Here is a 22,920-nt window from a genome sequence, read left to right on the forward strand (position 1 = left end):
AATGCTGAGATTCGCTCTACTTTTCCCGCGGATGGAGTGAGTTTGTGGTCCGGCTGGGTACCGGCCGGTGCACTGTGGTCAATCCGCGAAGGAGCAGTGATGAGTACGGACGTTGTCGACCTGATCATGCAGGACCATCGTGAGGTGGAGCGGCTGTTCGAGGCCCTGAAGAACGAGCCGGCGAAGCGGCCGACGCTGTTGCCGGTGCTCACCACCTTGCTGACGGCACACAGCCGCGCCGAAGAGGCGGAGGTGTACCCGGTTGCCGCTTCGGAGGCCGGCGAGAAGGAAGAGGTGTCGCACAGTCAGCAGGAGCACATCGAGGCCGACCAGTTGCTGGCGAAGCTTGCCGAGACCGATCCGGAGAGCCCGAACTTCGATCAGGTGCTGCAGAACCTGATCGACGCGATCACGCATCATGTCGAGGAAGAGGAGACGAAGGTGCTGCCGGGGATGCGGTCGAATCTGACCGACGAACGGCGGGCCGAGCTCGGCGCCGCGTTCGCGGCCAGCCGCAAGGAGCATTTGGGGGAGCAGCCGGGTGGTATGACCCGGGACGAGTTGTCGCAGCAGGCGAAGAACGCCGAGATTCCGGGGACGTCCAAGCTCGACAAGGACGAGCTGGAGAAGACCGTACAGAAACACGCGGACCGCTAGCGGGCAGGGTTGGCGGGCGCGACCCGGCTGGTCGCTTGCTGGTTGCTTGCTGGTCGTTCGGTGGTCCGCGTCGCCGGCGCGGACCACCGGCGTGGACCGCCGGCGCCTGGCATCGGCACCTCAGCTCGGGCGGTGCGGTGATCTGCGCTGCTGTTATTATAACAACATGACAGGCACGCGGGCGCCGCTGTATGCGCAGGTTGAGGACGCGTTGGTGGCTCGGCTGCGGACTGACCTCCGGCCCGGGGACCGGATGCCGAGTGAGGACGAGTTGATCAGCGAGTTCGGGGTCAGCCGGATCACCGTGCGTCGCGCGGTGCAGAACCTGGTCGCCCGTGGGCTCGTGGTCACCCGGCCGGGGCGCGGCAGCTACGCGGCGGTGCCCAGGATCACGCAGCCGCTGACCGAGCTGACCGGATTCGTCGAGGACATGGAGGCGAACGGTCTCGCGGCCACCGCTCGGGTGCTCACCGTCCGGGAGATCCCGGCACCACCGGACGCCCGGCGAGCACTCGAGCTGCCACTCGGCGCGGTCGTCACCTTCATCGAACGCGTCCGGCTGGCCAACGGGCATCCGATCTCGTTCGACCGTACGTACCTGGTGCCCGAGCTGGGTCGCCTGGTGGCACAGGACGATCTGGAGAACGAGCCGGTGTTCGCGCTTCTCGAAGAATGCCATGACACACCGCTGGTGGAGGCGACGTACGCGATGAATGCCGTGACTGCTGATGCGGCGGTCGCGGCTGCGCTCGAGACTCCCGAAGGAAGTGCGGTGCTGCGGATCGAGCGTACGTCGTACACGAACGGGGATCGGCCGGTGGACTACGAAGTACTGCACTATCGGGGCGAGACGATCACCTTTACGACCCGGCTGCCGCGCGGTACCGGATCACGGTGATGGGTCCGGAGCAGTTCCTGTTCTTGGGCGTGGCGGCGACGGCGGCGAGTGCGTTGGGCAGCGCACTCGGTATGGCCGGCGGGATCTTCGTCGTACCGCTCCTGACGTTGTGCGCCGGGGCGTCGTTTCCGGTGGCGGTCGCGATCAGCCTGATCTCGGTGATCGCCTGCTCCTGCGCGAGCGCGCCGCAGTTTCTCAGAGCCGGGCTGACCAATCTGCGGCTGGCGGTTGTGCTCGAGGTCGCGACAACACTGGGCGCGCTGGCCGGCCTGCTGACGGTTGGGCTGGTACGGGACCAGGTGCTGTACGGCATTTTCGCCGCCGTGCTTCTGGTGTCAGCGGCACAGATGCTGACCGGCCGACGTACCCGACCCGAACTCCCACCGGACCGCACCGCCCGACGCCTCCGCCTCGCCTCCTCCTACCCCAACCGAGACCCGTCACCCGACCGGGCTGAGGCGCCCAACCGGAACACGTCGCCCGCGCGGGATGAGGCACCCGAGCGGGATGAGACGCCCGGGCGGGATGGGGCACCCGAGCGGGACACGTCGACCGTGCGGGGCACGCCGACCGTGCGGGGCACGCCGACCGTGCAGGGTGCGTCGATCGGGCGAGACTGGTCGGCCGTGCGGGATGCGTCGACCTTGCGGGACACCTCGACCGTGCGAGATGGGGCGATCGGTCGAGATGCGTCGATCGTGCGGGAGGTGTCGTCCGAGCGGGATGGGGCGATTGTTCGGTATGAGGTGGCGCGGGTGCCGGCTGGGCTTTTGCTGATGTTCGGTGCGGGGATGCTGTCGGCGCTGCTCGGCATCGGCAGTGGGGTCTTGAAGATCCCAGCACTGGACGCGGCGATGCGGCTACCGATCAAGGTCTCGTCCGCCACTGCGAATCTCACGATAGGCGTCACCGCGTGCGGCACGGCGGCGGCGTACCTGATTGCGGGCCAGCTCGACCTCACCCTCGCCGTCCCCATCGTCCTCGGCTCCATCGCAGGCTCGATCCTCGGCGCCCGCATCCTCATCAAACTCGCCGGCAACGGCCTCCGGGTCGTCTTCACCGCCGTCCTCCTGGCGCTCGCGATACCAATGGCAATGAACGCCCTCGGCGCCCACCTGGGAGGACTCTAGTGAGCGACCATCCGCCACACTCCGCCCCCGCACCCGTACCTTCTCCCTCACCTGCTCCCGCGCCTGCACCTGCACCCACGCCCGCTCCCGCGCCTGCGCCTGCTCCCGCGCCTATGCCTGCGCCTGGGTCCCCTCCCGCGCCTGCACCTGCGCCTACGCCTGCACCTGGGTCCGCTCCCGCACCTGCACCTGCTCCCGCACCTGCTCCCGCACCTGCACCTGCTCCCGCGCCTGCACCCACGCCCGCTCCCGCTCCCGCTCCCGCGCCTGCTCCCACTCCCGCGCCTATGCCTGCGCCTGGGTCCCCTCCCGCACCTGCTGCCGCGCCTGCACCTGCACCCACGCCCGCTTCTGCGCCTGCTCCCGCGCCTGGGTCCGCTCCCGCACCTGCGCCGGCACCTGGGTCGGCGGCGGCCGGTGCGGATGCGGATCGGGTGCTTGCTCGCCGGGTTGGGGGGTTGATGCGGGGCGGTACGTTCGCCTGCGTAGTACTGCTGATTGCTGGCACGGTGCTGGCCTGGTTCGAGGTCGGTCAGGTTGCGCGGGTGGTGATGACCGCTGGATGTGCTGCGCTGATCTCACTGCCCGTACTCCGTCTGCTGTTCATGCTCCACAGCTTCAGACGTCGTGCGGACAACATCTACACAGCGATCACGATCCTGGTCCTCGCGATCATCGTGATCACGGCCGCACTCCTCTCAGTACAACGCTGACCTTCGTACGACGCTGGCTTTCGTACGACGCTGATCTTCGTGCGACGCTGGCGTTCGTGCGACGCTGATCTTCGTGCGACGCTGGCCTTCGTGCGACGCTGATCTTCGTGCGACGCTGGGCTTCGTGCGACGGTGAGGTCAGTGGCGGAAGCGTGTGGTGACGACGACCGCGACCTCGAACAACGCGACCGCCGCGCACAGCGACAACGCGAACAACAGCAGTTGCGACGAGCCGATCAGCGACAGGTACACAACCGCGACCGCGCACCCCAGAAACGCAGCCCCAGCAGCCAAAACCGCAACCCAGTCACCCCGCCGCGACGCCCGCCGAACCTCACCACCCCGCCGAAGCGCGCCGCCCTGCCCGAGCTGTTCCGCCTCACCGCTCAGCCGAGGTTTCCGTGCGTCATCAGTTCGTCGACCGACCGTTCGCATTACCGATCACCCTGCCTCACACTCAGCCCGTGGCCCCTCCCGGTTCCCCGCCGAATGCGCCCGCAACCGCGGTTTCAGCAACTGCGTCCCGCCCGGCCGTCACCCGTGATCGCGGTCCGCGACCACGCGGATGGTTTTCAGGTCCGGGTCGGCGGCGTCCGGGATCACCATCGTGGCTGCCTTCCCCGAGCGCAGGTACTCGGTCACCCCGGCGGAGATCCGCTCGCCCGGCACGATCGCGGGAATGCCCGGTGGGTACGGCGTGACCTGCTCGGCCGCGACCCGGCCCACCGAATCCTCGATCGGCACCGTCTCATGCGCGGCGAAGAACGCCTCTCGCGGCAGCATCACCTGCTCAAGCTCAAGATCACGCGGCTCGGGCAGTACGACACTCGGAGGCGCCGGCAGCGAAGTACGCGTCAGATCGCCAAGCGCCGTCACCAACCGGTCGACCCGCGCCTTGTCGTCGGCAAAGGTGAGCTGAGCGAGAATCCGCCGATGGTCCGACAGTCCAACGTTGATCGCCCGCTCCGAGCGCAGCCAGTCGGACGCCTGGTAGCCGGAGATCCCGGCGTCGAGCGTGTCGATCATGATCTGCAGCCGGTCGAGATCATGGGACGCTTCTTTGGCCACCAGTTCGTCCTCGATCACCCGCAACGCAGGCAATTCGTCGATCGCGCCACGGGCAGTGCGAGCCAGTTCCAGCGCCGAACCCAGCAGTTCCTGCCCCGACCGAACCATCTGTCGCCGCCAACCATCCATCGCGGCGAACAGCAGCACGTTCGGGCTAGTCGTGGACAGCAGGTCAGCACTCTGCTTCAACCGGACCGGATCGATCAGCTCACCTTGCAGATGGAACACCGACCCTTGCTCGAACCCGGCGCCCATCTTGTGCACCGACACCACGCAGACATCCGCGCCGGCATCCATCGCCCAGGTCGGCAGATCCTCGTGGAACGGCAGATGCGCGCCCCACGCCTCGTCCACGATCAAAGGTTTGCCATGTCGATGGCACACCTCGGCGATCGACTTCAGATCGCTGCAGGTCCCGTACGGCGACGGGCTGGTGACCAACGCCCCGACCGCTTCCGGATGCTGCTCGAACGCCTCGCTGTACGCCTCCGGCGCCGGTGGATGCGCAAGGTGCAACCCACGATCCCACCGCGGCCGCACCCACTCCGGCCGGATGCCCGTCAACGCCAGACCGGCGATCACCGACTTGTGCGCGTCGCGCCCGATCAGCATGCTCTCGCCAGGCGCCGCGACGGCCATCATCGCGCTTTTCACCGACAACGAGCTGCCACACGTCGAGAAGAACGCCTGCTGCGCGCCGACCGCGTCGGCCATCAGCTCCTGCGCGCGCTCCAGCACTCGCTTGCCCGATCTCCGGTCGTCGAGACCACCGGTGGCGAGTACGTCCGACCGGAACACCTCCGCCCCAAGCACGCGGCGTACGGCATCATCCGCGCCGAGACCCTGCTTGTGACCGGGCGGTGCGAAATCGGCGTACCCGCGGTCGTGGTACTCCGCGAGGGCGTCCAGAACCGGGCTCTCGTCGTGATCCATGCTGCCCAGGTACCCGCCGGGCCGAACGCATACGCAACGGGTACTCCCGATTGTGGACTGTGCTGAAACTGCAACGGGGAGCCCCGAACCGGTCGCCGAGCGGATCGCCGCGAAGGCGCTCGCGGCCGGATTGCGGGTCGCGGTCGCCGAGTCGCTCACCAGCGGAGCCATCGCGCAGCGGCTCGGAGCTGCTCCGGAGGCGAGTTCGTGGTTCGCCGGGGGAGTGGTGGCGTACGCGGCGGACGTCAAGTTCAAGGTGCTGAATGTCGATCCTGGGCCGGTCGTGACGGCACGCTGCGCCGTACAGCTCGCGAGTGGGGTGGCGCGGCTGTTGGGCGCTGACCTCGCGGTCGCGGTCACCGGCGTCGGCGGCCCGGAACCGGATGAAGGTCATCCCGCCGGCACTGTGTACACGGCGGTATGGCAGGCGTCCGGGGAACAGGTCAGGCACGACGTGTTCGCCGGTGATCCGTCCCGGGTGGTTGAGCAGGCAACTCTGACCGCGTTGGACCTGCTGCTGAAAGCCGTCAATACCTAATCGCGGACCGGGGTCGCCCGGCACTGGTGGGCGGCGAGGATGTCGCGGCGGCGGGCGGACGGCGGGCAGAAGAAGACGGAGACCGCCACCACGGACGCCGCCGCCAGGAATGTGGTCGGGTAGCCGGATCGGTTGATCAGGAGGCCGGCCGCGGCGGGTCCGGAGATGGTGCCGAGGGTGAGCGCGGTGTTGACGGCCGCGAGTCCGGCGGAAGGGCGTGAGGCGAAGACCTCGGCGCTCCAGATGCCCTGGGTCGCGATCACGGCGCCGTAGAAGGCTCCGAAAAGTACGGCGGCCAGCAGTATGAGGACGAAGCGCTGTCCTTCAAGGGCGATCAGGACAATCGCGACGGCGAGCAGTACGCACGTACCGAGGTAACTGCGCCGCAAGCCGGCCCGGTCGACGAGCGAACCGCTCAGCGAGGCGAGGACGCTGGCGGCGCCGCACACCGCGTACGCGATCTTGGCTTGTCCAGCGGCCAGTCCGGCGGTGTGCAACGCCTCGACGCTGAAGGTCCACCAGACCGCACTACCGGCTCCGATCAGCACCGACGAGATCAGCAGCGGGCGCGACTTCGGGCAGATGAACCAGGTCCAGCTCAGCTGCGGAAGCCGCGGCCGCCTGGAGTCTCGCCGTCGTGGCGGTGCGGACCTGGTCGCCACGATGCCGGTAACGACGGCCAGGACGACGAACACCAGCCACGCGAACCGCCAGCGGTCGCCGAAGCCGATCGCGATCGGCCCGCCGACCGCGACTCCCCAGCCGGTGCCGGAACTGATCGTCGACCACGCAACCGCACGCCGAGCCGATGGAACTTGCTCGGCGACGATGTCCGCGTACGGCGGGAACGCCAGGCCCGCGGCGGAACCGGCGACGACGACCCCGATTGCTGCTCCGGTCGCGGTGCTGGCTGTCGCGACGACAGTCATCCCGGCGGTCGCGAGTACCGCGGCGAGTCCGATCGGTGCACGCGGTCCCAGCCGGACCGTCAGCCAGATGACCGACACGTTGGCGATCAGGTACGAGGCGTAGCCCGCCGATGCGATCAGACCGGCCGTGCGGGGCGTGATGCCCAACTCGGCCTGCATCTGGGGGAGCAGCAGCCCGTACCCGTACCGCGCGAACCCGAAGGTGACCGCGATCATGGCGGCACCTGGTACGACGGTGCGCAGGGCGTACCCGGCTTGTGTTCTGGAACCGACCGTGGATTCACTCATCGTGCTCGCGCCGGTACCCAGCTGTAATCGCGGACAAGCAAACGCCCGTGAGCCGGAATCGTCGAGACCCAGTCCTCTTTCCAACCGCACTCGACGGGTCCCGGCTCACGGGCGCACTGTTCGGCCCGTGCCAAGACCGGTGATCGGTCCTGGGTCTGCCGCAGTGCCCGGTCAGTCCTTGAAGGCGTCCTTGACCTTCTCGCCGGCCTGCTTCAGATCAGCCTTCGACTTCTCGCCCTGTCCCTTCGCCTGCAGAGAGCGATTGTCGGTCGCGTCCCCGGTCGCTTCCTTGGCCTTGCCCTTTGCCGCCTCGGCGACATTCTTCATCTTCTTACCGGCATTCATTTCGAACCCTCCTTCGCTCCGGCTCATCGGTGCCCAGCCAAACGCCGATGATGCGCACCCTCAGCCGTGTTCACCGTCCAGCAGCTCATGAATCTGTTCCAGCGCGTGCTGAATCTCCGGGTGGTCGTACTGCGCGGCCCGGGATTCGGCGCTGATCACGCCGCAGCGGTGCACCCGCCGGAAGTCGCCGTACGGAAACTCGTAGTGACCTTTGGTGTCCTCGGCCATTTCCGTATCGACACCGAGAAACCACAGTCCGTAGTCCCGCCAGCCGTGCTTGTCCAGGTATGCGTTCTGTTCCGCCGCGGTCGGGGCGTGCTCGCTCCAGTCGTCCCGCTCGTCCTTGGCCGTCTGCCCTTTCCCGACCAGGAACTTCGCGTGCTCGAACGCCTTCTCGTTCAGCTTCACAGTCATGACGCACCGGTGCCCGGTCGATGGGCGCACCAATCGAATCACCAGAGGTGTGATTTGAGGTGCCGGCAGCAGGTGAGTTCCTCGATCAGTTCGCCGTTGTCCGAGATGCCCAGTGGGCGGCAGTGCGTTGCCTGCCGTCGACAGCCTGGGTGTACGCAGTACGCCACGATGTCCGCGACACAAGCCGCATGCCCGCCCCAGGAAAGCCTCATCATCCCTCCGTTTCAGCACCATGCGGTACCCCATCGCGAGCGGTGAAAACGGGCCGGTTCGGTGTTGATCGGGTGGGCACCGGTGGACGGCACGATGTATCCGGAAGGAGCCTGCATGAAAGCCCTGACCTGGCAGGGAAAGCGGAAGATCGAGTACGGCGACGTGCCGGACCCGCGGATCGAGGAACCGACGGATGCGATCGTCAAGGTCACCTCGAGCGGAATCTGTGGTTCGGACCTACATCTGTACGAAGTGATGGGCCCGTTCCTCGATGCCGGCGATGTACTCGGCCACGAGGTGATCGGCGTCGTCGAGGAGACTGGGGCGGAGGTCGGCGGGCTGCGCAAGGGCGATCGGGTGGTCGTACCGTTCCAGATCGCGTGCGGTGCGTGTTTCATGTGTACGCAGGGTTTGCAGACGCAGTGCGAGACGACGCAGGTCCGCGAGCAGGGGATGGGCGCGGCGCTGTTCGGTTATACCAAGTTGTACGGCCAGGTGCCGGGCGGTCAGGCGGAGTACTTGCGGGTGCCGCAGGCACAGTACGGTCCGATCAAGGTCCCGGACGGTCCGCCGGACGACCGGTTCGTGTACTTGTCGGACGTGCTCCCGACCGCGTGGCAGTCGGTCGAGTACGCGGGCATCCCGGAGGGCGGGACCGTTGTGGTACTCGGCCTCGGTCCGATCGGCGATATGGCTTGCCGGGTCGCGATGCATCGTGGTCATCGGGTGATCGGCGTTGATCTGGTACCAGAACGGTTGCAGCGGGCGCAGGCGTACGGGGTCGAGACCGTGGCGTACTCCGGCACCGTCGCGGACGAGCTTCGCAACCTGACCGATGGGCGCGGTCCGGACTCGGTGATCGAGGCGGTCGGGATGGAGGCGCACGGTTCGCCGGGCGCGCGCCTTGCGCAGCAGGCGGCCGGGTTGTTGCCGGATGCAATTCAGCGCACGTTCATGCAGAAGGCCGGCGTCGACCGGATGGCCGCGCTGCTGCTCGCGGTCGATGTGGTTCGCCGGGGCGGCACGATCTCGCTGATCGGTGTGTACGGCGGTGCCGCGGACCCGTTGCCGATGTTGACGATCTTCGACAAACAGATTCAGCTGCGGATGGGGCAGGCCAACGTACGCCGCTGGAGTGGCCAGATCATGCCGCTACTCACCGACGAGGACCCACTCCAGGTGGACACCTTCGCAACCCATCACTTACCCCTGGCAGACGGCCCGGCCGCCTACAAGACCTTCCAGCAGAAGTCCGACGGCACCGTGAAGGTGCTGCTGCACCCATAACAATTCGAGGTGATGCTGCGATGACCGGAGTGCGTTCAGAGGCCGACGACTACCGGCAGGGGGCGGCGCGGCCGCTGGGTGGGTATGCGGTGGTGATGGCAGTGTTCGGAGCACTGGTCGGTACGGCGGGTGCGATCTATGCCCAACTACAGCAGGCCGCCGAGAAGAACTAGAGCGACGAGCTTGTCCCGGGTCGTCGGCGGGTACCGGTGAGGGCGACTTAGGAGGGTGAGATCGCGGTGAGGTTCATGACGTGGAACGTCTGGGGACGGTTCGGGGATCGGTGGTTGCGGCGGCAGCGGGCGATCGCGGATACGGTACGGGGGCAACGACCTGATTTCGTTGCTCTGCAGGAAACCTGGCGCAGTGACAGCCAGGAACAGACCGATCTCCTCGGCTTCGAGCTCGGGATGACGCCGGTGTTCGCTCCGTCCCGGATGCCGCAGGACCCGGACCCGGACGTACAGCTCGGGCTGGGCATCCTCAGCCGGTTCCCGCTGCGGGAAGTGGAGCGGCATACATTGTCGACCGGAACTGTCGCGCTCCGGGCGGAGATCCGGTTGGGTACGAGCAGCCTGCACTTCATCACCAGCTGCCTGGACTGGGAAGAGGATCACCAGCAGGAGCGCTTCGCCCAGGCGACTTCATTGGCGGCGCTCGTGACCGAGCTCAGAGCCGGCGGTGACGAAGTGATCGTCGCCGGTGACCTGAACGCGCCACCCGGCCGGCCGGAGCTCGAGCCGCTGCTCGCCGTACTGGCCGACTGCTGGCAACCGCAGCACGACGGTGTCACCTACAGCTCGCGCAATCCCTGGTTGGGAAAGGGCGAATGGCTGGAGGATCACCGGATCGACTACATTCTCGCCGCCGACGGTCTGACCTGCGGCGATTCCCGGCTGGCCGGCCTCGACGAGGACCACGGCCGCCCGCCGTCGGACCACTACGCCGTCGTCACCGACGTGCTCGTCGCGTGAGATGCAGCTCGGGCGCAGTCATCCCGATCGCGCGGGCCTCGGCCGCCGGCGGCGCGGTCGCGGGTTCTCGTACGTCGATGCTGATGGCAACGTGATCCACGATGTCGATGTGCTCGAGCGGATCCGGACGCTGGCGATTCCGCCGGCCTGGGAGGACGTGTGGATCTGCCCTTTTCCGAACGGGCATCTGCAGGCGGTCGGCACCGATCAGGCCGGGCGCCGGCAGTACCTGTACCACGATGACTGGCGGACGTCGCAGGACGCGGACAAGCACGACCGCGTACGTCGGCTGGCACGGAAACTGCCCGCCTTCCGGGAGGCGGTCGACGCCGACTTGGACGCGCGCGGCCTCGACCGGCAGAAGGTGTTGGCCGTCGCTTTGCGGATGCTTGACTATGGCGTGTTCCGGATCGGCAACACGCAGTACGCGGAGGAGAACGGCAGTCGCGGCGCGGCGACGTTGTTGCGCCGGGATGTGCGCGTCAGTCGCGGTCGGCTGGTGTTCGACTTCCGCGCGAAGGGCGGCCAGCGCCGTACCACCGAACTGGACGACGACAAGCTGGTGGCGGCTGTCCGCTCGCTGAAGCGCGGGCGGCACAAGAACCCACGGCTGCTCGTCTACCGGGATGAGGACGGGTACCACGAGATCGACGCCGGCTTGATCAACGCGCGCTTCCAAGAACTCGTCGGCGAGGACTTCACGGTCAAGGACCTGCGGACGTGGACCGCGACCGTACATGCCGCGGTCGATCTGGCGGAAGCGGATCCGCCGACCACGAAGCGCGCGTTGAACGCTGCCGTCACGGACATGCTCGAAGAGGTCGCGGAGCATCCTGGGAACACGCCGGCGGTGGCGCGTTCCTCGTACGTCGATCCGCGCGTGGTCGAGCAGTTCGAGCACGGTCGTACGATCGCGGAAACCGTACGGCGCGTCGGCGACGATCTGGATGACGAGGAGACGCGGGCCGGCCTGGAACGTTCGGTGAACAAGATCCTCGACGAGGACGCTCGGGAGTAGTCAGTCGGGGACCTCGCGCGTGCGGTCGGATGAGCGGTTGATCGGCAGGGTGTGGGTGCCGTCGCACAGTGGTGGGATCGCGGTGCGGCCGCAGCGGCAGAGGGCGATGGTGCGGCGGGTGGACGGTACCGGGTCGCCGTTCTCGTCCAGCAGGTCGAAGTCGCCGCGGACCAGCAGCGGCCCGTCCAAGTACGCGCGAATCTCAGTCATGTCCATGCGGTACCCAGGGAATCCCGTGGGTACCGGTCGTGCATGCAACTGCCACCGGCCCGCGGGCCTCTGAGTACCTGGCTGATCGAGCGTCTCACGCGGACCGAGGCCGCTGCTGCCGGGTCGATCGATTCGGCCTGTGCGTACGCCGATGACGACCTTCAGCTCGCGCTGTGGATCGCGTATGAGCTGCACTACCGTGGTTTTGACGACGTCGACCCCGAGCAGCAGTGGAACCCGGACGTCATCGCCTTCCGATCGCGGCTGGAGCGGCCGTGGATCGATTGGCTGGCGGCGAACTGCAGGGTCACGCCGAGTACGCAACCCGTGGCGGTGCAGCTGCGGACCTTGATCGACAATGACGACGGTCCGCGACTGGCTCCGTACCTGCGGCGGCACGCGACGCGCGAGCAGGTCCGCGAATTCGTCCTGAACCGTTCCGTGTATCAGCTCAAGGAAGCCGATCCGCACAGTTTCGGCATCGCCCGGCTCGGCGGCGCGGCCAAGGCGGCGCTGGTCGAGATCGAGGCCGACGAGTACGGCGGGGGCCGGCCTGAGCGGATGCATTCGGAGTTGTTTCGTACGACGATGCGCTGGCTGCTGCTCGATGATGCCTATGGCAAGTACGTTCCTGATGTACCGGCGGTGACGTTGGCGGTGTCGAACGTGATGTCGCTGTTCGCGATGCACAGTCGCTGGACGGGGGCGCTGGTCGGACATCTCGCGGCGTTGGAGATGACGTCTACGCTGCCCAACCGCCAGTACGCGACGGGTGCGCTGCGTCTGGGTGCTACGGAGGGCGAAGCGCGGTACTTCACGGAGCATGTCGAGGCTGACGCCGTACACGAACAGATCGCGGCGCATGACTTGTGCGGTAGCTACGTCACGGATCGTCCTGAGGCGATCGAGGATGTACTGTTCGGGGCGCGCTGTGCTTTGACGGTCGACAACCTTTTCGCCGAGTACCTGCTGTCGCGGTGGACCAGCCCGGTGGAGCAGCAGTGCGGGTGAGGGTCAGTGTTTCAGCTCGCCGTTGTGGGTGACGAGCATCAGGATCGGGCCGGCGACCGCGACAACGCAGATCACGGCGTACGACAACCAGGCCATCGGCCGCGCGATGATGCCGCTCGCGTGTTCGCCCATCACCTGACGGTCCTGCGAGACACGGACGATCGGGTAGAACGACAACGGCATCGCGACCGCGGACGCGATCACGGCGTACTCGGTGAGCTGCACCGGATGTACGCGGGTTTGGACGATGGCGAAGCCGATGCCCGCGGCCGCCAGCATCGTCGCGAACCACCGGGGTGCGCCGCGAATACCCTTCGTCTCACCCCACGACCACTGCTGGTGCTGCGCGAGCGCGTACCCGCAGGAGAACGCACTGTCGATCGTCGCGCCGGCGATCGCCGCGAACGCGCCGACCACGGCCGCGTAGAACCCGAGCGGCCCGAGCTCGTGCAGGGCCTGCTGGAGGGTCGTACCGAGGCTGTCCGGCGTGACCCCCAGCGGCATCAGCTGCTGCGCCGCGACGATGGTCAGACTGGCCGCGATCAGACCGCCCAGCGGGAACCCGAGGCCCGAGTTGATGCGGTTCGTGGACAGGTCCTTCGTCGTCCATTTCTCCTCGATCGCGCCGGAGGAGTAGAAGTAGATCTCGTACGGCATGATCGCGGCGGCAATCATCCCGACCACGAAGTACCAGTACTGCGGCCCGCCGCCGCTGGGGATGAACCCGCGGCCGATCTCGTGCCACGCCGGTCCATGATGGAACATCGCGATCAGGTAGACGATCAGGCCCAGCCCGAGGTACCCGAAGAGACGCTCGATCATGCTGAACGACAACAGCAGACTGGACGCGACGATGATCAGCAGCCCGACCAAGGTGAAGAAGCCTTCGTTCCAGCCGAGTACGTAATGCAGCACCAGCCCCAGGCCGCCGAGCTCCGCGGACAACGTGATCAGGCAAACCGCCAGGCCGGCCACCAGAGTTGTCGTCGACAACCATCGGGGATACCGTTCGCGGACCAGGTCGAAGTTCGCTTTGTGCGCGACGATCGCGACCCGGCCGCTGAGTTCGGCCAGGACGACGCTGATGATCACCCCGATGATCACCGCCCACAACGTCTGGTACCCGAAGAGCGCGCCGGCCTGGACGTTGAACACCAGCTCGCCGATGTCGACGAACCCACCGAGCGCCGCGATGATACCGAGCGCCAGCGCGAAGATGCGCTTCACGATGTCATCCTGGCAGCGTCGTCGGCCAGCCGCAGCAGGTTCGATCGCGCGCTCTGGGCGAGTGAGACGTCGTCCGGCCGGACCGCCATCGATCCCAGCGCCGCCCCGATCTGGTCGGCAAGTTGCTGCAGATCGTCGTACCGGGGGAGCCGCTGGTCGTAGACGTTCTTCTCGATCTGGCTCGTGTCGTCCTGCAGCTCCTGGGCATGCGCGCGAGCGAAGGTGGCGCCCGCGCGGCCCGCGATGATCTCGCCCGCGAGCACGGCCCCGTCGACCGCGTCGCTGTGCAGGCTCTGCGCGTTCAGCTGCACCCGATCGGCGGTCGACTCGCACCCGGTGACCGCAAGCAAACAACCGAGGCACACGGCAACGGTTTTCATGCCACTCCGGTTCCCCGGAACATGCGCTTCAACCGCTGACTTCCCGGTAGCGGTCGTGTTCATAACGGAAGAAGAGCGTGACCAGTACGGCGTACCCCACCGCCCCATTCGGGTACTTGCGCGCCCGTAGAATAGTTGCCTCTGGCAAGATCCACAGATTGTGCCGGAGGGGTTGACAAGAGATCCCTTGAAAATAAGGGCTTTCCGGTTTGAAAACTGTCGGTGGGTGGGTCTAGGGTTCGGGTATGGACAGCGTTCGGTCACCCGAGTTGATGAGTGAGGACGAGCTCGTCCGCGCTCTCGACCAGGCCGATGCCGACCTCGCCCGCCTGCAGACGCACCGTTTGCGGCTGATCGCGGCCCTGGACAAGACCGGCCACGCCGAAAAGATCGGCGCCCGCGACACGGTGCAGTACATCGAGTACCGCTACCGTCTCGACCACTACCGCGCCCGCCGCGACGTACAACTGGCCCGCGCCCTGCCCAAGTACACAGCCATCACCGCCGCCCTTCCCACCGACCCGTCCGCCGAGGTCATCCTGCGTCCCGCCCAGGCCGAGGCCATCGTCCTGGAGCTCGAAAAGACCCCGCGGACGGTGCCGGTCGACGACCTGGACTGCGCCGAGCGAGAGCTGGCCCGCCTGACCCACCTCTCCCCGCTGGACCTCCGCAAAGCAGCCGTCCTGGCCCGCGACATCCTCGACACCGACGGCCCCGAACCCGAAGAACACAAGGCGTACGCCCGCGAGTCCCTCACCCTGACCCCCGCCGACCGAGGCGTAAAGTTCCGCGGCTACCTGGCCAACGAAAACGCCGAGCTCCTCCGCTCCTTGATCACCACCGGCGCCCGCCCCCACAAAACCCCCGACGGCGCCCGCGACCCCCGCTCCCGCGAAAAGCGCCAAGCCGACGCCCTAACCACCACCCTCACCCTCGCCGCCACCACCCTAGACACCACCACGCCCGTCCCCCCAACCACCGCTGCGACTGCGAGCGGGACTGCCGATGGGCGCACCGGCGAGACTACCTGTGGGACTGCTGGTGGGACTGCTGGTGGGGCTACTGGTGGGGCTACTGGTGGGGCTGCTGGCGCTGGTGCCGGTTCAACTGCTTCCGCGACTGGCGCGGCCCGCGCCGAGCTCGTACCAGGCTTCGGCGCCAAGGCCAACATCACCGTAACCATCGACCTGGCCGACCTGAAATCCGCAACCGCAAACGCCATCGGCCACCCCGTCTACGGCGACCCCCTCTCCGCCGCCACCATCCGCCGCCTCGCCTGCGACGCAAACATCATCCCCATAGTCCTAGGCTCCAACTCCGAACCTTTGGACGTCGGCCGCCAAGTACGTCTCGTCACCAAAGCCATGCGCCGCGCCCTCAACACCAGAGACCGCGGCTGCGTAATCTGCGCAGCCCCACCAGTAATGTGCGACGCCCACCACATAAAACCCTGGCTAGAAGGCGGCCCCACCGCCCTGACAAACCTGGCTCTCCTCTGCCGCCCCCACCACACAGCCCTCCACGCCGGCCACTGGCACCTAACCCCCACCAACACCAAACCCCAAGTAACCCGCCCACCCTGGACCACCCCAACCCACACCACGCCCGCGCCCGATACATCCACGCCCACGTCCAGGCCCGCCCCCGCCACGCCCGCGCCCGCTGCATCCACGCCCACGCCCGCCACGCCCGTGCCCGCCACGTCCACGCGCGAGACATCCACGCCAACGTTCACGCCCGCCCCCGCCACGCCCATGCCCGCCGCACCCGAGCGCCGTACACCTGATCCAGTCGCCGAACAGCTTCCCGCCGCCCCTCGCACTCCCGAACACCTTGCACCCAAGCGCGCCAGCACTCCCACCCCCAGCACGCGCGCCAGCAGCCCCGCTCCCAGCACACCCGATCACCGCACGCCCGAACCTGCCACCGAACAGCTTCCCGCCGACCCCCGCACTCCCGAGCCGCGTACCTCCAGAGGCGCAGCCACCACCCCCGGTACACCCCTATCTCGTACCTCCAGGAGCGCAACCCCCACGCCCGGTACACCCGTGCACCGCAAATCCGAGCCCGTCACCGAACGCCCACCTGCCGACCGCCCTGCTCCCGAGCGCCCCGCAGCCATGCGCTCGACAACAACGCACCAACCGCCCGCCAACCCCAGCTCCGACGCACTCGACCGACCTAGAGCCGTTCGCGCCGACTACCACGACGAGCCCGCAATCCGAGCCGCCACTTACCGAGCCATCTGGGGCGAAGACCCTCCGCACAACCACCCCCACACCCCACCGAAGGCCCCACCCACCACGCCGCCCCCCGACCCCTGGGCCAACGCAACCGCACCCAACGCCAACGAAAGGCCCCCACAACCCAACACCCCATTCGCGGTGCCTGTGATGGCTGATCTACCGCACCTCTTGACCGTCGTCCCGCGCGGACCTACCGCGACGCGGGCAGATCGATGAGTGCGAGCCCCAGCTCAGGATGCTGGGTCTTCTGAAGATGCGCCGGCGACTCTTGGATGATCACCTCAAGAGTCGGGTTGACCTCTCCAGACAGCAGATGCCCGCCGCGTACCTGCCCATCAGACAACCCAAGCACGGCATGTACATGAGCAACCGGCCCGTCATCGGAAACCGCAATGTCCCCAAGCAGCGACAAGAGCTCACACTGCTCCCCGACCTCGATCCGGCGGTAGTCCTTCGCCCCCAGATCAAACCACCCAACCGTAGCCCGCCGGAACGCCCCAACCGCAGTAACCTGCGCCGCGCTCAGCTCCCGCTCACGAGCAAAGCCATTGAGCACCTCAACCGCCTCGTCCCCGTCCTCCCCGATCACCACGAACGTCCGCTGCCCACCGTCCGAGTGCACCTCTCTCCAGTCCATCCCGTCACCTCTTCATCCACCATCACCCAGCCACGCCACCCAGCAACCCAGCCACCCGCCTCCAGGCGGCGTCAATGGGCGAATCCTTGCCCCTGGGTCCGTTCGTCGGCGACCCGAACGCCATACCGGTACGCGAGCTTGCCACCAAGCCACCCGGAAACGCCGAGAATCGCCAACCCGATCAAGCTCAGCACGAACCCAGCCACACTCGCCGACTCGTACCCATGCCCTGCGCGAACCCCAAAGTTGATCGCAAACAGCACCACGACGGTCAGTTTCAGGATCATGTGAGTAAGACCAGTACGGAACGCCACCGTCTTCCGCGGAATGCCAAGCAGATCAACAAGCCCAAACACCGCCGCCAAAACCGCGCCCACGATCCCGATGCCAATCAACCAGTACGCCCCCTCAGCGAACGTACGAGCTGCCGAATCATTGCCCAACGCCACAATGTCAAACACCACGCTGGCCACCCACGCACCAATCGGCACCGTAACCATGATCGGATGAAACGGATGCCCGTACGGCCCAGCAAGCACCGTCCGCGGCTCTTTCCCCCGCCCCAACGAACCACGCTCCGCACCATGCCCACCCACACCACCCATACCCACGCGGTGCCCCCCACCCCACCCACCAAACAGCCAACCACCCGCACAATCAACACCCCTCCGCCCGACCACGCCCCGGTAGGTCCGCCCGCCCACCACGCGAACGCCTTACCCGCGCATAAACAACCAACCCCACAGCCACCCACCCGTGTACGGTTGGCAATGCCGGTGTCTACACCCAAGCCGCACGGCGGAGACAGGTCAGCGGTATGCGGACAGGCAGCACCGCAGGCACAGGTCGCCCTACACAGCCGCGTACGCGCCAGTGGTGCCGATGTCTACACCTGAGCTGCACGGCGGAGACAGGTCAGCCGGTGTGCGGACGGGCAGCAGCGCAGGCACAGGTCACCCAGAGCCGCGTACGCGTCGGTGGTGCCGGTGTCTACACCTGAGCTCCACGGCAGAGTCAGGCCAGCCCGTGTGCGGACCGGTCGCAGCGCTGGCACGGGGTCGCGCCACAGCCATGTACGGGTCGGTGGTGCCGGTGTCTACACCTGAGCTGCACCGCGGAGACAGGTCAGCCGAATGCGCATGGGCAACTGCGCGGGCACGGGTCGCACTACAGCCGTGCACGGGTCGGTGATGCCGGTGTCTATGCCTGAGCTGCACCGCGGGGACAGGTCAGCCGGATGCGGATGGGCAACTGCGCGGGCACAGGTCAGCGGTGTGCGGACGGGCGGCAGCGCAGGCACAGGTCGCGCTGCAGCAGCGTACGGGTTGGTGGTGCCGGTGTCTATGCCTGAGCTGCACCGCGGGGACAGGTCAGCGGTGGGCGGACGGCCAGCGCCGCACGCCCAGGTCGGAAGGTCGCGCACGCGCCGGTAAGACCAGTGTTCGCATGAGCTGCACAGTCGGGACGGGGGCGGTCGTATGCGGACGGGCAAACAAGACGGGCACAGGTCCGGAAGACGGCCGCGCACAGGTGGGAAAGACGGCCGCGCACATTTCGGCAAGACGGCCGCGCGGGGGAGATGCAGCGCTGGGGGGCCGGATCGGCAATGTGGTCGCGCACTGATGGGAGCCCCGGCTGGTACTCGCGAGGAACGCCGCCGGTACTTGCGAGGATCGCCGGTCCTTGTGAGGAGCGCCGCCGGTACTTGCGAGAAGCAACGCGGGTATCTGCGAGAAGCGCCGCTGGTACTTGCGGGCGGCGTCGCCGGGTGCGCGTGTGCAGCGCCGGGGTCGCGGGCGGAATGCCGCGGGCACTGGTGAACGGAAGCGCCGTGGGATAGGGAGAGGCGTCAACGCAGGTGCGAGTGAGTGGCAGCGCCTCGTACGCACTCGGGTGCCGGGCGACGACGGGAGCACCGCCGGGAAGCGGACGGCACCCAACGCCGGGAATGGATGAGACCATCGCTGCGGGTCGTGCGGGTCGTGCGGGTCGTGCGGGTCGTGCGGGTCGTGCGGGTCGTGCGGGTCCTGTGGGTCCTGCGAGTGCGCGTGGGTGGTGCAGGAGCGCGTGGGTGGGAGTCCTGCGCGTGGGGGTGCGCGCTCGCGAAGAATCACGCGGTGACCGCGCCCACGTCTACACCCGGGCCGGCCACCACGCCGTACATCACTCTGCTGGACGCAACTGGCGGGGGTGCGCGCTCGCGAGGGTGCGGGCGAGGGGTGCACGTTCGCGAGGGTGTGGGCGGGCGGGCACGTTCGCGAGGGTGCGGGCGGGCGGTGTGGGTTCGCGAGGGTGCGGGCGGGCGGTGCAAGTCCGCGCGGGTGCGGGCGGGTGGAGCAGGAGCCCGCGGGTGCCGGTCCGCGCGGGTGCCGGCGGGTGGTGCAGGTTCGCGCGGGTGCGGGTGCGGGTGCGGGTGCGGGCGCGTGCAGGTTCGGCGCCGGTGCGGGCGGGTGGTGCAGGCGGGGTGGGTTGCGGGCGTGGTTGTGCGGGGAGGGGGGTGGGCTAGTCGGCGGGGACTGCTATTACGCAGAATTCGTTGCCTTCGGTGTCTTGGAGTACTACGAAGTCGTGTTCGGGGGGATAGGGCCAGTGCTGCGGGCGGGTGGCGCCTAGTTGGAGGAGGCGTTCGATGTGGGCGTCGCGGTTCGAGGTGTACAGGTCGAGATGTACGGGCGTGGGGGTCGGCGGGATGGCGTCCGCGCGTTGGAGCAGTACAGCAGGGCCGGTGCCGGCTGGATCTTCCAGCTTGGCGAACTGGTCTTTGGCGCCGATCTGATCCGGACGGCGGTACCCGAGGGTCGCGGACCAGAAGTCGGCGGCGCGGTCCATGTCGGTCGCGTTCACGCATACGGTTGCCAGTCGAAGGTCGCCGGTTTCGTCAGGACGCATGTCTACTCCGGTGCCCTGCGTTTGGGCGTACTAACGGCTGGGGTTGTGGTGTCGTTTGCCGTCAGGTAGCGCGGGCACCGGACAACGATGATGGGCAGAGCGTGGCGAACGGCAGCTACAGCGGGTCTGCTGGCTGGAGGAGCTCTGCTGGCGTTCGCGCCTGCGTCGGCGGCGGTTGCTTCCGGAACCCCGGCAGGCGGGACCGCGAGTATGGCGGGCAGGTTGGGGGCCGCTGGGAGTGCTTCAGTAACCCGGGCCGGTGGGTCGGTGAATGGGGCGGCGGGGCCGACGCCGAGTCCGACGGTGGGGTCTACGAACTCGCCTGGGCCAAATCTGCCGGGGTCGGGGAACTCGAGTCCGCAGGATTACAGCGGGGCTATTTGGGTTGTCGTCGGGGTGCTGATTGTTGCGGCGATCATTGGCGGTGGGACGTTCTTCCTGACGCGTACGCATCGGCTTGATTTGAGTCAGCACAGTACGCCGGAGGATGAGCGCCAGGCCGCGGCGGAGCGCGCTGCCGGGGAACCCGACGAGGTGTCGAGCAATCGTTCTACGAGCGAGCAGTCAAGTACGGATGGTCCAAGTGATGATCAGTCCAGTACGGATCGTCCGGGCGGCGACCATTCGCGTACCGAGCATTGACGCGTTGCCCGGGCAGATGCCGGGTGCTCGAGTGACGGGCGGGTGGACGTAGTCACTCGAGGACCGGCTGTCGGCGTCAGGTCCGGCGGGGAAGTTGTTCGTCAGGGTCCTCGTCGGGGTCGGGTTCTGGCTCCGGGTACGGGTTGAGGTCCGGGTCGTTCTGGTCAGGATCATTGGGATCCGGCTGGCCGGGGACGACGCGTTTGGGTCCTCGTCCGGATCGCCCATCGGCGTGACCGGCGGGACCGGGCCCTGAGGTGTGGGGATGGTGCTCACGGCAACCTCCTCGGTAGCGGAATGTTCCCCACCAGTGCCCGCCCCCGGTATCACCATGCGCCGGTACGACCAGGCGGGATACACACGTCGGTGTGGTGGAACACGCAGGAGGGGTGCGGGATGTGGTGGGACACGCCGGGCGGGTGAATGTGGGGGTGGGAAGGGGGCACCGGGGGTTTCTGGCTAGGAGGTGGAGATGCGGGCGGTTGTTGTGAATTGCACGTTGAAGGGGTCGCCGGAGCAGTCGAATACGGATCAGCTGGCGCAGGTGGTTGTTGATGCGTTGCAGCGGGAGAAGGTGGACGTCGAGCGGGTTCGGTTGGTGGATCTGGCGATTCGGCCTGGGGTTACGACTGATGAGGGTGAGGGCGACGAGTGGCCGGCTGTGCATGAGTTGCTGGTGGGGAGTGAGATTCTGGTGGTGGCTACGCCTACCTGGGTGGGGCGGCCGTCGTCGGTTGCGCAGCGGATGCTTGAGCGGATGGATGCGATGCTGAGTGAAACCGACGATGACGGCCGGCCGGTTGCGTACAACAGAGTGGCCGGGGTTGTTGTCACTGGCAACGAAGATGGCGCGCATCATGTGATCTCGGAGATCAGTGGTGCGCTGGGGGATATCGGGTACACGATCCCGGGGCAGTCGTGGACTTATTGGAACAAGGGACCCGGGCCTGGGCCGAGTTACAGCGAGACCGACGAAGGACATGACTGGTCCGCGAAGACCGGTCGGGCGATGGCATCGAACCTCGTCGCGGTAGCACGTGCCCTCGAAGCACACCCGATCCCGCCGACCGGCTGATCTCGCTTTGAAGGTCTTCGAGCTGCGGAGTACCCGTTTCGGGTCGCCCTTCGCGAGCAGGCGGCCCGATACCTGGCGCAGGGGCGTACGGACATGGTGCCGTGGTTCGCGAAGCTGATCGCGGCTTGGCGGATCGTCGGGCAGGAACGTACGGGTGAGTCGGCCACGTACGGGCGAGTCGGCCGGGCGTGCAGTACGCCGAGATTCATGCGCTGTCGGGGCCGCGCCGGAAACTGCGTGGCAGGGAACACGGCGTGTGGTCGCAGCGAGTGGGCGGGGGTGGGTACTGGGTGGTGCATGAGTGAAAACGAGTGTGTGATCGAGGCGAGTCCTGATGCTGTGTTCTCGATTCTGGCGGACGGGTGGTCGTATGCCGCGTGGGTGGTGGGGGCGTCCAGGATTCGTGACGTGGACCCGCCTTGGCCTGAGCCGGGTGGGCGGATTCATCATTCGGTGGGGGCGTGGCCGTTGCTGGTGGATGACACGACGACCTCGCTGGAGTACGAGCCTGAGCGCCGCCTGCGTCTGCGCCTGCGGGTCTGGCCGGCTGGGCATGGTGAAGTGGAGTTCCGGGTCACTCCGGTGCCTGCTGGGAGCCGCGTCGAGATGACCGAGCAGGCAGTCAGCGGGCCGGTGTCGCTGCTGCCGTCCGCCGTCGCGGACCTGGTCCTGCATCCCCGGAACGAGGAGGTCCTCCGCCGCCTCAAACTCCTCGCCGAACGCCGAACCTGACCCCCAACCAGCACCCCCACCCCAACCAGCACCCCCACCCCCAGCGCACCCCCCACCCCCAGCACCCCCACGACCACCCCCACCACGACCACCCGACCACGACCACCCGACCACCACCACCGTGCGCTGACGACCACCACCCCCCACCCCGCCACCACCGCCCGACCACCACCGCCGTGCGCCGACCAGCAAGCGCTAGGCGCAGAACCTGAGCACCGTTCAGCGCCGATCAGCGCCGTTCCTGTGCGCCGATCAGAGCCACTCAGCGCTGAAGGTGAGCGTCAATCGCCGCGGCTCGGTGCTCGGGGTGGGTACTGATTCCCGCGGTTCGGTGCTGGGGGTGGGGCTGGTTGCTGTGGTTGGGTGCTGGGGGTGGGTGCTGGTTGCTGTGGTTGGGTGCTGGGGGTGGGTGCTGGTTGCTGTGGTTGGGTGCTGGGGGTGGGTGCTGGTTGCTGTGGTTGGGTGC

26 protein-coding genes are annotated in these 22,920 nt (G+C 67.5%); 13 read left to right on the forward strand and 13 right to left on the reverse strand.

Going from position 1 to position 22,920, the window contains the following annotated elements:
* Positions 1 to 99 precede the first annotated feature (99 nt).
* The 4 genes from ABD260_RS29320 (at position 100) to ABD260_RS29335 (ending at position 3,398) form a co-directional block, all read left to right on the forward strand.
* Positions 100 to 657: a hemerythrin domain-containing protein gene (locus ABD260_RS29320; protein WP_344238620.1), complete on the forward strand. Its 558-nt coding sequence runs from the start codon at positions 100 to 102 to the stop codon at positions 655 to 657.
* 166 nt (positions 658 to 823) lie between these two features.
* The gene (locus tag ABD260_RS29325; protein ID WP_344238622.1) at positions 824 to 1,555 is read left to right on the forward strand and encodes a GntR family transcriptional regulator; all 732 of its coding nucleotides are present in this window, start codon (positions 824 to 826) and stop codon (positions 1,553 to 1,555) included.
* Positions 1,555 to 2,685: a sulfite exporter TauE/SafE family protein gene (locus tag ABD260_RS29330; RefSeq protein ID WP_344238624.1), complete on the forward strand. Its 1,131-nt coding sequence runs from the start codon at positions 1,555 to 1,557 to the stop codon at positions 2,683 to 2,685. The genes ABD260_RS29325 and ABD260_RS29330 overlap by 1 nt, the downstream gene beginning before the upstream one ends.
* 461 nt (positions 2,686 to 3,146) lie before the next feature.
* Positions 3,147 to 3,398 carry a DUF1634 domain-containing protein gene (locus ABD260_RS29335; RefSeq protein ID WP_344238626.1) on the forward strand — a complete coding sequence of 84 codons (252 nt, stop codon included), beginning with the start codon at positions 3,147 to 3,149 and terminating at the stop codon, positions 3,396 to 3,398.
* 138 nt (positions 3,399 to 3,536) lie between these two features.
* Here ABD260_RS29335 and ABD260_RS29340 read toward each other — a convergent pair whose 3' ends face one another.
* Both ABD260_RS29340 and ABD260_RS29345 read right to left on the reverse strand, forming a co-directional pair.
* Positions 3,537 to 3,692 (reverse strand): hypothetical protein, encoded by a 156-nt coding sequence (locus tag ABD260_RS29340; RefSeq protein ID WP_344238628.1) that lies wholly within the window; start codon positions 3,690 to 3,692, stop codon positions 3,537 to 3,539.
* Between the two features lie 240 nt (positions 3,693 to 3,932).
* Positions 3,933 to 5,399, reverse strand: a complete 1,467-nt coding sequence (locus ABD260_RS29345; RefSeq protein WP_344238630.1) for an aminotransferase class I/II-fold pyridoxal phosphate-dependent enzyme — start codon at positions 5,397 to 5,399, stop codon at positions 3,933 to 3,935.
* 52 nt (positions 5,400 to 5,451) lie between these two features.
* Here ABD260_RS29345 and ABD260_RS29350 point away from each other — a divergent pair, with 52 nt between their 5' ends.
* Positions 5,452 to 5,937, forward strand: a complete 486-nt coding sequence (locus tag ABD260_RS29350) for a CinA family protein (RefSeq protein WP_344238632.1) — start codon at positions 5,452 to 5,454, stop codon at positions 5,935 to 5,937.
* On the opposite strand, the gene ABD260_RS29355 is transcribed toward ABD260_RS29350, so the two are convergent.
* From ABD260_RS29355 to ABD260_RS29370, 4 genes are all read right to left on the reverse strand, one after another.
* On the reverse strand, positions 5,934 to 7,154 hold the full coding sequence (locus ABD260_RS29355) for an MFS transporter (protein ID WP_344238634.1): 1,221 nt from the start codon (positions 7,152 to 7,154) through the stop codon (positions 5,934 to 5,936). The genes ABD260_RS29350 and ABD260_RS29355 overlap by 4 nt on opposite strands.
* A gap of 171 nt (positions 7,155 to 7,325) precedes the next feature.
* On the reverse strand, positions 7,326 to 7,499 hold the full coding sequence (locus ABD260_RS29360) for a CsbD family protein (protein WP_344238636.1): 174 nt from the start codon (positions 7,497 to 7,499) through the stop codon (positions 7,326 to 7,328).
* A 60-nt stretch (positions 7,500 to 7,559) separates the two neighbouring features.
* The gene (locus ABD260_RS29365) at positions 7,560 to 7,913 is read right to left on the reverse strand and encodes a hypothetical protein (protein WP_344238638.1); all 354 of its coding nucleotides are present in this window, start codon (positions 7,911 to 7,913) and stop codon (positions 7,560 to 7,562) included.
* A 38-nt stretch (positions 7,914 to 7,951) separates the two neighbouring features.
* Complete coding sequence (locus ABD260_RS29370) at positions 7,952 to 8,125, reverse strand: hypothetical protein (protein WP_344238640.1); 174 nt, start codon at positions 8,123 to 8,125, stop codon at positions 7,952 to 7,954.
* A 115-nt stretch (positions 8,126 to 8,240) separates the two neighbouring features.
* Here ABD260_RS29370 and ABD260_RS29375 point away from each other — a divergent pair, with 115 nt between their 5' ends.
* The 4 genes from ABD260_RS29375 to ABD260_RS29390 all read left to right on the forward strand — a co-directional run bounded on the left by ABD260_RS29375 (position 8,241) and on the right by ABD260_RS29390 (position 11,405).
* Positions 8,241 to 9,413, forward strand: coding sequence for an alcohol dehydrogenase catalytic domain-containing protein (locus tag ABD260_RS29375; protein WP_344238642.1), 1,173 nt, complete (start codon positions 8,241 to 8,243; stop codon positions 9,411 to 9,413).
* 20 nt (positions 9,414 to 9,433) lie between these two features.
* Positions 9,434 to 9,586 carry a hypothetical protein gene (locus tag ABD260_RS29380; protein WP_344238644.1) on the forward strand — a complete coding sequence of 51 codons (153 nt, stop codon included), beginning with the start codon at positions 9,434 to 9,436 and terminating at the stop codon, positions 9,584 to 9,586.
* A 75-nt stretch (positions 9,587 to 9,661) separates the two neighbouring features.
* Entirely contained in the window at positions 9,662 to 10,387 is a 726-nt protein-coding gene (locus ABD260_RS29385; RefSeq protein ID WP_344238646.1) for an endonuclease/exonuclease/phosphatase family protein, read from the forward strand.
* Position 10,388: 1 nt separating this feature from the next.
* Positions 10,389 to 11,405: a DNA topoisomerase IB gene (locus tag ABD260_RS29390; protein ID WP_344238648.1), complete on the forward strand. Its 1,017-nt coding sequence runs from the start codon at positions 10,389 to 10,391 to the stop codon at positions 11,403 to 11,405.
* Here ABD260_RS29390 and ABD260_RS29395 read toward each other — a convergent pair whose 3' ends face one another.
* The gene (locus tag ABD260_RS29395; protein WP_344238650.1) at positions 11,406 to 11,615 is read right to left on the reverse strand and encodes a CDGSH iron-sulfur domain-containing protein; all 210 of its coding nucleotides are present in this window, start codon (positions 11,613 to 11,615) and stop codon (positions 11,406 to 11,408) included.
* Positions 11,616 to 11,657: 42 nt separating this feature from the next.
* On the opposite strand from ABD260_RS29395, the gene ABD260_RS29400 reads away from it, so the two are divergent.
* Entirely contained in the window at positions 11,658 to 12,626 is a 969-nt protein-coding gene (locus tag ABD260_RS29400) for an iron-containing redox enzyme family protein (protein WP_344238652.1), read from the forward strand.
* 3 nt (positions 12,627 to 12,629) lie between these two features.
* On the opposite strand, the gene ABD260_RS29405 is transcribed toward ABD260_RS29400, so the two are convergent.
* Both ABD260_RS29405 and ABD260_RS29410 read right to left on the reverse strand, forming a co-directional pair.
* The gene (locus ABD260_RS29405; RefSeq protein WP_344238654.1) at positions 12,630 to 13,853 is read right to left on the reverse strand and encodes an NRAMP family divalent metal transporter; all 1,224 of its coding nucleotides are present in this window, start codon (positions 13,851 to 13,853) and stop codon (positions 12,630 to 12,632) included.
* Positions 13,850 to 14,233, reverse strand: a complete 384-nt coding sequence (locus ABD260_RS29410; protein ID WP_344238656.1) for a hypothetical protein — start codon at positions 14,231 to 14,233, stop codon at positions 13,850 to 13,852. The genes ABD260_RS29405 and ABD260_RS29410 overlap by 4 nt, the downstream gene beginning before the upstream one ends.
* A gap of 272 nt (positions 14,234 to 14,505) precedes the next feature.
* On the opposite strand from ABD260_RS29410, the gene ABD260_RS29420 reads away from it, so the two are divergent.
* On the forward strand, positions 14,506 to 16,695 hold the full coding sequence (locus ABD260_RS29420) for an HNH endonuclease signature motif containing protein (RefSeq protein WP_425553417.1): 2,190 nt from the start codon (positions 14,506 to 14,508) through the stop codon (positions 16,693 to 16,695).
* Here ABD260_RS29420 and ABD260_RS29425 read toward each other — a convergent pair.
* The 4 genes from ABD260_RS29425 to ABD260_RS29440 all read right to left on the reverse strand — a co-directional run bounded on the left by ABD260_RS29425 (position 16,670) and on the right by ABD260_RS29440 (position 20,923).
* Positions 16,670 to 17,116, reverse strand: coding sequence for a PPC domain-containing DNA-binding protein (locus ABD260_RS29425; protein ID WP_344238658.1), 447 nt, complete (start codon positions 17,114 to 17,116; stop codon positions 16,670 to 16,672). The two genes, ABD260_RS29420 and ABD260_RS29425, sit on opposite strands and share 26 nt — an antisense overlap.
* Before the next feature lie 71 nt (positions 17,117 to 17,187).
* Positions 17,188 to 17,721: a DUF2231 domain-containing protein gene (locus ABD260_RS29430; protein ID WP_344238660.1), complete on the reverse strand. Its 534-nt coding sequence runs from the start codon at positions 17,719 to 17,721 to the stop codon at positions 17,188 to 17,190.
* A 1,897-nt stretch (positions 17,722 to 19,618) separates the two neighbouring features.
* Positions 19,619 to 20,005: a VOC family protein gene (locus ABD260_RS29435; RefSeq protein WP_344238662.1), complete on the reverse strand. Its 387-nt coding sequence runs from the start codon at positions 20,003 to 20,005 to the stop codon at positions 19,619 to 19,621.
* A gap of 564 nt (positions 20,006 to 20,569) precedes the next feature.
* Positions 20,570 to 20,923: a hypothetical protein gene (locus tag ABD260_RS29440; RefSeq protein WP_344238664.1), complete on the reverse strand. Its 354-nt coding sequence runs from the start codon at positions 20,921 to 20,923 to the stop codon at positions 20,570 to 20,572.
* Between the two features lie 196 nt (positions 20,924 to 21,119).
* Between ABD260_RS29440 and ABD260_RS29445 the strand changes: the two genes are divergently transcribed.
* Both ABD260_RS29445 and ABD260_RS29450 read left to right on the forward strand, forming a co-directional pair.
* Positions 21,120 to 21,722, forward strand: coding sequence for a flavodoxin family protein (locus ABD260_RS29445; RefSeq protein ID WP_344238666.1), 603 nt, complete (start codon positions 21,120 to 21,122; stop codon positions 21,720 to 21,722).
* Positions 21,723 to 22,019: 297 nt separating this feature from the next.
* A complete protein-coding gene (locus tag ABD260_RS29450) occupies positions 22,020 to 22,454 on the forward strand; it encodes an SRPBCC family protein (protein WP_344238668.1) in 435 nt (144 codons plus the stop codon).
* Positions 22,455 to 22,920 lie beyond the last annotated feature (466 nt).

The organism is Kribbella hippodromi (assembly GCF_039531045.1).
In the GTDB taxonomy this organism is placed as follows: Bacteria; Actinomycetota; Actinomycetes; order Propionibacteriales; family Kribbellaceae; genus Kribbella; species Kribbella hippodromi.

Bases quoted from the DNA above. Each gene is read 5' to 3' on its own strand.
- ABD260_RS29320 (WP_344238620.1), top strand. From the start codon at position 100: ATGAGTACGGACGTTGTCGACCTGATCATGCAGGACCATCGTGAGGTG.
- ABD260_RS29325 (WP_344238622.1), top strand. From the start codon at position 824: ATGACAGGCACGCGGGCGCCGCTGTATGCGCAGGTTGAGGACGCGTTG.
- ABD260_RS29330 (WP_344238624.1), top strand. From the start codon at position 1,555: ATGGGTCCGGAGCAGTTCCTGTTCTTGGGCGTGGCGGCGACGGCGGCG.
- ABD260_RS29335 (WP_344238626.1), top strand. From the start codon at position 3,147: ATGCGGGGCGGTACGTTCGCCTGCGTAGTACTGCTGATTGCTGGCACG.
- ABD260_RS29345 (WP_344238630.1), bottom strand. From the start codon at position 5,399: ATGGATCACGACGAGAGCCCGGTTCTGGACGCCCTCGCGGAGTACCAC.
- ABD260_RS29355 (WP_344238634.1), bottom strand. From the start codon at position 7,154: ATGAGTGAATCCACGGTCGGTTCCAGAACACAAGCCGGGTACGCCCTG.
- ABD260_RS29360 (WP_344238636.1), bottom strand. From the start codon at position 7,499: ATGAATGCCGGTAAGAAGATGAAGAATGTCGCCGAGGCGGCAAAGGGC.
- ABD260_RS29365 (WP_344238638.1), bottom strand. From the start codon at position 7,913: ATGACTGTGAAGCTGAACGAGAAGGCGTTCGAGCACGCGAAGTTCCTG.
- ABD260_RS29370 (WP_344238640.1), bottom strand. From the start codon at position 8,125: ATGAGGCTTTCCTGGGGCGGGCATGCGGCTTGTGTCGCGGACATCGTG.
- ABD260_RS29375 (WP_344238642.1), top strand. From the start codon at position 8,241: ATGAAAGCCCTGACCTGGCAGGGAAAGCGGAAGATCGAGTACGGCGAC.
- ABD260_RS29380 (WP_344238644.1), top strand. From the start codon at position 9,434: ATGACCGGAGTGCGTTCAGAGGCCGACGACTACCGGCAGGGGGCGGCG.
- ABD260_RS29385 (WP_344238646.1), top strand. From the start codon at position 9,662: ATGACGTGGAACGTCTGGGGACGGTTCGGGGATCGGTGGTTGCGGCGG.
- ABD260_RS29390 (WP_344238648.1), top strand. From the start codon at position 10,389: ATGCAGCTCGGGCGCAGTCATCCCGATCGCGCGGGCCTCGGCCGCCGG.
- ABD260_RS29395 (WP_344238650.1), bottom strand. From the start codon at position 11,615: ATGACTGAGATTCGCGCGTACTTGGACGGGCCGCTGCTGGTCCGCGGC.
- ABD260_RS29400 (WP_344238652.1), top strand. From the start codon at position 11,658: ATGCAACTGCCACCGGCCCGCGGGCCTCTGAGTACCTGGCTGATCGAG.
- ABD260_RS29410 (WP_344238656.1), bottom strand. From the start codon at position 14,233: ATGAAAACCGTTGCCGTGTGCCTCGGTTGTTTGCTTGCGGTCACCGGG.
- ABD260_RS29420 (WP_425553417.1), top strand. From the start codon at position 14,506: ATGAGTGAGGACGAGCTCGTCCGCGCTCTCGACCAGGCCGATGCCGAC.
- ABD260_RS29425 (WP_344238658.1), bottom strand. From the start codon at position 17,116: ATGGACTGGAGAGAGGTGCACTCGGACGGTGGGCAGCGGACGTTCGTG.
- ABD260_RS29430 (WP_344238660.1), bottom strand. From the start codon at position 17,721: ATGGGTGGTGTGGGTGGGCATGGTGCGGAGCGTGGTTCGTTGGGGCGG.
- ABD260_RS29435 (WP_344238662.1), bottom strand. From the start codon at position 20,005: ATGCGTCCTGACGAAACCGGCGACCTTCGACTGGCAACCGTATGCGTG.
- ABD260_RS29445 (WP_344238666.1), top strand. From the start codon at position 21,120: ATGCGGGCGGTTGTTGTGAATTGCACGTTGAAGGGGTCGCCGGAGCAG.
- ABD260_RS29450 (WP_344238668.1), top strand. From the start codon at position 22,020: ATGAGTGAAAACGAGTGTGTGATCGAGGCGAGTCCTGATGCTGTGTTC.